We start from the raw sequence: 5,124 nt of genomic DNA on the forward strand, positions 1-5,124 counted from the left end.
GGAGCCGACTCGCGATGCACCTTGTGCTGCGCCGCCTGCGCCAGGGGCTTGAGCACCATGAGGTCGACGTTGACGTGCGGCGGCCGGGTGGCGACCCAGACGATCGCGTCGGCGATGTCCTCGGCCACGAGGGGCTCGCGGACGCCTGCGTAGATCGCGTCGGCCTTGCTCTGGTCGCCGCCGAACCGGTTGAGCGAGAACTCATCGGTGCGCACCATGCCGGGCGCGATCTCGGTCACCCGGACGGGCTGGCCGTTGAGCTCGAGCCGCAGCGTCTCGGTCATGACCGCGACACCGTGCTTCGCCACGGTGTAGCCGCCACCGCCCTCGTACGCGATGCGGCCCGCGGTCGAGCCGAGGTTGATCAGCGTGCCGGCGCCGCTGGCGACGAGCGCGGGCAGCAGCGCCCGCGTCACGAGCAGCGTGCCGATGACATTGACCTCGTACATGCGTCGCCAGTCGTCGGCGTTGCTCGATGCGACGGGGTCGGTGCCGACGGCTCCTCCGGCGTTGTTGAGCAGCAGGTCGAGCGACGGTCCGACGGCGTCGGCGAGGGCCGCGACCTGCGCCTCGTCGGTCACGTCGCAGGTGACCGCGGTGCCGCCGATCTCGCCGGCGAGTGCCTCGATGCGCTCGGTGCGTCGCGCGACGCAGAAGACGTGATAGCCGGCCTGGGCGAGGGCCCGGGCGGTGGCAGCGCCAATGCCGCTGCTGGCTCCGGTGACGACGGCGGTGGGCATGACGTCATCGTCTCAGACGGCCGCCGAGCCGCAGGCTGGGCACCGGGTGAGACGATGGAGCCGAAAGGCGGCTGATCGATGATCAAGCGAATCGCGATGCTCTCGGCGCACACGTCGCCCCTCGAGCAGCCCGGGGACGGCGACGCCGGCGGCATGAACGTGTACGTGCTCGAGCTCTCCCGCCAGCTCGCATCGCGCGGCATCGAGGTCGAGATCTTCACCCGTGCGACCTCCCGTCACCAGCCGCAGCACGTCGACGCAGGGCCGGGCATCCGCGTGCATCACGTCCCGGCCGGCCCGTTCGAGGGCCTGCAGAAGAACGACCTTCCGTCCCAGCTGTGCTCGTTCGTCCGCGACGTCCTGCGCGCCGAGGTCGAGCGGGAGCCGGGGCACTTCGACCTCGTGCACTCGCACTACTGGCTCTCGGGCCAGGTCGGCACGGTCGCCCGCGAGCGCTGGAACGTGCCGCTGGTCCACACGATGCACACCATGGCCAAGGTCAAGAACGCCAGCCTCGCCGAGGGTGACGAAGCCGAGCCGATCGGCCGCATCTACGGCGAGGAGGAGATCGTACGGCTCGCCGACCGCCTCATCGCCAACACGATGGAAGAGCGCCGCGAGCTGATCGAGATGTACGACGCCAGGCCCGAGCACGTCGCCGTGGTGCACCCCGGGGTCGACCTCGAGGTCTTCCGCGCGGGCCGGCAGGCGGAGGCGCGGGCCGTTCTGGGTGTGCCCGATGACGCCGCGCTGCTGCTGTTCGCCGGCCGCATCCAGCCACTCAAGGCGCCCGATGTCGTGCTCGAGGCCGCGGCGCGGATGCTGCAGGACGACCCGGCGCTGCGCGAGCGGCTGGTCGTCGCGATTGTCGGTGGCGCCTCCGGCTCCGGCCTCGACCGGCCCACCGCCCTGACGGACCTGAGCGAGCGCCTCGGCATACCCGACGTCGTCCGATTCGTCCCGACCGTGACGCAGCAGGACCTCGCCGACTGGTACGCCGCGGCATCCGTCGTGTGCGTGCCGTCCTACAACGAGTCGTTCGGGCTCGTCGCGATCGAGGCGCAGGCCTGCGGGACGCCGGTCGTGGCGGCGCGGGTGGGTGGCCTGTCGACGGCGGTGTCCGACGGTGTCTCGGGTGTCCTGGTCGACGGGCACGATCCGCGCGACTACGCAGCGGCCCTGCACCCGTTGCTGACCAACCCGGAGCTGCGCGACGCCATGGGACACAAAGCCGTGCATCACGCCGAGAGCTTCGGCTGGGACGTGACGGCCGACCGTACGCTCAGGGTCTACGACGAGGCCATCGAGTGGCACCGCACCCACGTGGAGAACAGCGCATGAGCGAGCGCGGCGAGGTCATCATGACCGAGGTACGAGCGACGATCCTGGAGTCCCTCAAGGGTGCCGAGCTGGAGTTCACCGAGCACCGGCCTGGTGTCTTCGAGGTGACGCTGCCGGGCGAGCGCAAGCTGCAGACGACGTGCCGCCTCGAGATCGGCAAGCACGCGCTCGGGATACACGCCTTCGTGTGCCGCAACCCCGACGAGAACCACGAGACGGTCTACCGCTGGCTGCTGGAGCGCAACCTCAAGATGTTCGGCGTGGCCTTCGCGGTCGACTCGGCCGGCGACATCTACCTCGACGGCCGGCTGCCGCTGCACGCCGTCACCGCTGGGGAGGTCGACCGCGTGCTGGGCGCCGTGCTGACCTACGCCGACGAGTCGTTCAACACGATCCTCGAGCTCGGCTTCGCCTCGTCGATCCGCAAGGAATGGCAGTGGCGCGAGTCGCGGGGTGAGTCGACCCGCAACCTCGAGGCGTTCAAGCACCTCAAGCCGTCGAGCTGAGCAGCTGACGTCGTGGTGAGGCATGGTCCGAATCCAGATGGGCTGAACAACGCTTTCGGAGTCGCGTAGCGTTGCCGTCGTGAAGGTCTTGATTTTCGCTGACATCACCGACCCGTGGTCCTACATCGGCGCGACGCGGTTCGAGCGCGCAGCGGCGATGTTCTCGATCCTCACCGGCGAGCCGGTCGAGTTCACGCTGCGGGCCTACCAGCTCGAGCCCGACGAACCCAACGACGGCCGCTTGCTGATGGATGCACTCGCCGAGCGCCTCGAGGGGTTGGACAAGGCCGAGCTGCTCAACGTCCAGGTGACCGCGGCCGCGAAGATCAGCGGGATCGACCTCAACTTCGAGGAGGCCGTCCGGGCCAACTCGTTCGACGCGTGGCGGCTCCTGACCTGGGCGGACGAAGCGGGGCCGGGCATTCAGCGCGACCTCGCGCACCAGATCTGGCGAGCGCATTTCCTCGAGGGGGCCGACATCGGCGACCCCTTCACGCTCGCGACCCGGGCCGCGCTGGTCGGGCTCGACCTCGAGACCGCGGAGGCCCTGCTGGCGAGCACCGAGTACGGCGACGAGGTGCGCATGCAACACCAGGCCGGTGACGAGATCCGCATCACCCAGCTGCCCACGATCGTGATCGAGCATCAGTGGACCCTCGACGGTGTGCACTCGCAGAACGACTACGTGCAGGCGCTCAGCAAGATCTACCGCGAGTGGAAGGGCGACCCCGCCGCCGGCTGAGCCCCTCCCCGGCGGTTGATCTTGCTCCCCGCCGATTGAGCCCCTCCCCGGCGGTTGAGCTTGTCGAAACTCCCAATAGGCTCAGTTCCATGAGCACCCTGATCCTCCTGCGCCACGGTCACAGCGAGTGGAACGCCAAGAACCTCTTCACCGGCTGGGTCGATGTCGACCTCAACGAGCAGGGACTCGCCGAGGCCTCCCGCGGCGCCGAGCTGCTGGCCGAGGCGGGCCTCGCGCCCGACGTCCTGCACACCTCCTTGCTGCGTCGCGCGATCCGCACCGCAGAGATCGTGCTCAACGGCATCGACCGGCACTGGATCCCCGTACGCCGGTCGTGGCGCCTCAACGAGCGCCACTACGGCGCGCTGCAGGGCAAGGACAAGAAGGAGACCCTCGAGCAGTTCGGCGAGGAGCAGTTCATGATGTGGCGCCGTTCGTACGACACGCCGCCGCCGCCGCTCGACGACGACTCGGAGTTCAGCCAGGCCTCCGACGCCCGTTATGCCGCGCTGCCCGACGAGCTGTTGCCGCGCACCGAGGCGCTGGCCGACGTGCTGCAGCGCATGCTGCCCTACTGGTACGACTCGATCGTCCCGGACCTGCTCGACGGCCGCGTCGTCCTGGTGACGGCTCACGGCAACTCGCTGCGGGCCCTCGTCAAGCACCTCGACGGGCTCAGCGAGGAGGCCGTGGTCGGGCTCAACATCCCGACCGGCATCCCGCTGGTCTACGAGCTCGACGACAACCTCAGGCCCACGGTCAAGGGCGGCACGTACCTCGACCCCGCCGCCGCGGCCGCCGCGATCGCCGCTGTAGCCAACCAGGGCCGCTAGCTGCGATATCTGCGCCCGGACAGAGAGACTAGGGAGCGGCGCTCGCTGACGACGCGATAGGCCGCCGTCTCATGGTCTAACGTCTCGCGAAGACGCTTGCGCTCGTCAACCTTGGACTCTCCGGAATGGCTGAGACGCCGCCATACGCGGTAGCCCGCGACCACCAGTAGGCCGGTGGCGAGAATTCCGGACGCCCACCGCGCGCCGTTCGACGAGAGAATCTCGTCGAACGACTTCGGGATGGCCCAGATGGCGGCTTGCCACACAAAACCGAGCGCGACGACCCACGACAGAAGATTCTCTGGTGCCAGCGCACGCTGCGGATTCCAGCGATCGAGCTCCCGCGACCATCTCGGTCGGTCGGCGCCGGGCGGCACGACTCCGGTCGTCAGCGCCACGTCGAACATGTCGAGCTGCTCTGCGCCGCCCAGACGCTTTGCGCGGGCACGATCGACAACCGAGAGCCCGGATTGCGGCGTGTGGTTCAGGAGCCACCTCAGGAACCCATCGAGGAAGATCACGACTGCGAACGTGGTCCCGATCACGCCTACGGTATTCGTCACGTTGCAGTCCTCGTCGGAGCTGGGTTGGCTCAGACTAGACGATCAGAAGACGCGCTGTCTGGGCGTTTCGCAGAGCTCGGGATCACGAGTCGTGTTGTGGTTCCTCGAACCGGCTCCCGTGTTCGCGTCGTTGGCCTGCGCGTCGAGGCGCTCACCAGCGCTTACAGACTCCTCAACTCGGCGCCCTCTGCAGCGGGCTCAACGCCTCACTGCGCGCCGTCACGTCTCGTACTTGTAGCCCAGGCCCCGCACCGTCGTCAGCGTGTTGGGGTTCGTGGGGTCCTTCTCGATCTTGGCGCGCAGGCGCTTGACGTGGACGTCGAGGGTCTTGGTGTCGCCGACGTAGTCCGCACCCCACACCCGGTCGATCAGCTGGCCGCGGGTCAGGACGCGGCCGGG

General features: G+C 68.8%; 7 protein-coding genes. 4 read left to right on the top strand and 3 right to left on the bottom strand.

Features of this window, described 5'->3' with window-relative positions:
* Positions 1-740: SDR family NAD(P)-dependent oxidoreductase (locus tag V6M46_RS18380; RefSeq protein WP_332667764.1), on the bottom strand; the 740-nt coding region annotated here is incomplete at its 3' end.
* A 78-nt stretch (positions 741-818) separates the two neighbouring features.
* Here V6M46_RS18380 and mshA point away from each other — a divergent pair.
* The 4 genes from mshA to V6M46_RS18400 all read left to right on the top strand — a co-directional run bounded on the left by mshA (position 819) and on the right by V6M46_RS18400 (position 4,162).
* Entirely contained in the window at positions 819-2,081 is a 1,263-nt protein-coding gene (gene mshA / locus V6M46_RS18385) for a D-inositol-3-phosphate glycosyltransferase (RefSeq protein ID WP_332667766.1), read from the top strand.
* A gap of 20 nt (positions 2,082-2,101) precedes the next feature.
* On the top strand, positions 2,102-2,587 hold the full coding sequence (locus tag V6M46_RS18390) for a YbjN domain-containing protein (RefSeq protein ID WP_332667776.1): 486 nt from the start codon (positions 2,102-2,104) through the stop codon (positions 2,585-2,587).
* A gap of 79 nt (positions 2,588-2,666) precedes the next feature.
* Positions 2,667-3,329, top strand: a complete 663-nt coding sequence (locus V6M46_RS18395; protein WP_332667768.1) for a DsbA family oxidoreductase — start codon at positions 2,667-2,669, stop codon at positions 3,327-3,329.
* A gap of 89 nt (positions 3,330-3,418) precedes the next feature.
* On the top strand, positions 3,419-4,162 hold the full coding sequence (locus V6M46_RS18400; RefSeq protein ID WP_332667770.1) for a phosphoglyceromutase: 744 nt from the start codon (positions 3,419-3,421) through the stop codon (positions 4,160-4,162).
* On the opposite strand, the gene V6M46_RS18405 is transcribed toward V6M46_RS18400, so the two are convergent.
* Together V6M46_RS18405 and V6M46_RS18410 are read right to left on the bottom strand one after the other, a co-directional pair.
* The gene (locus V6M46_RS18405; RefSeq protein WP_332667772.1) at positions 4,159-4,725 is read right to left on the bottom strand and encodes a hypothetical protein; all 567 of its coding nucleotides are present in this window, start codon (positions 4,723-4,725) and stop codon (positions 4,159-4,161) included. The two genes, V6M46_RS18400 and V6M46_RS18405, sit on opposite strands and share 4 nt — an antisense overlap.
* 219 nt (positions 4,726-4,944) lie before the next feature.
* On the bottom strand, positions 4,945-5,124 hold a 180-nt coding region (locus V6M46_RS18410; protein ID WP_332667774.1), incomplete at its 5' end, for a winged helix-turn-helix domain-containing protein.

This window comes from Aeromicrobium sp., from assembly GCF_036676885.1.
GTDB lineage: Bacteria > Actinomycetota > Actinomycetes > Propionibacteriales > Nocardioidaceae > Aeromicrobium.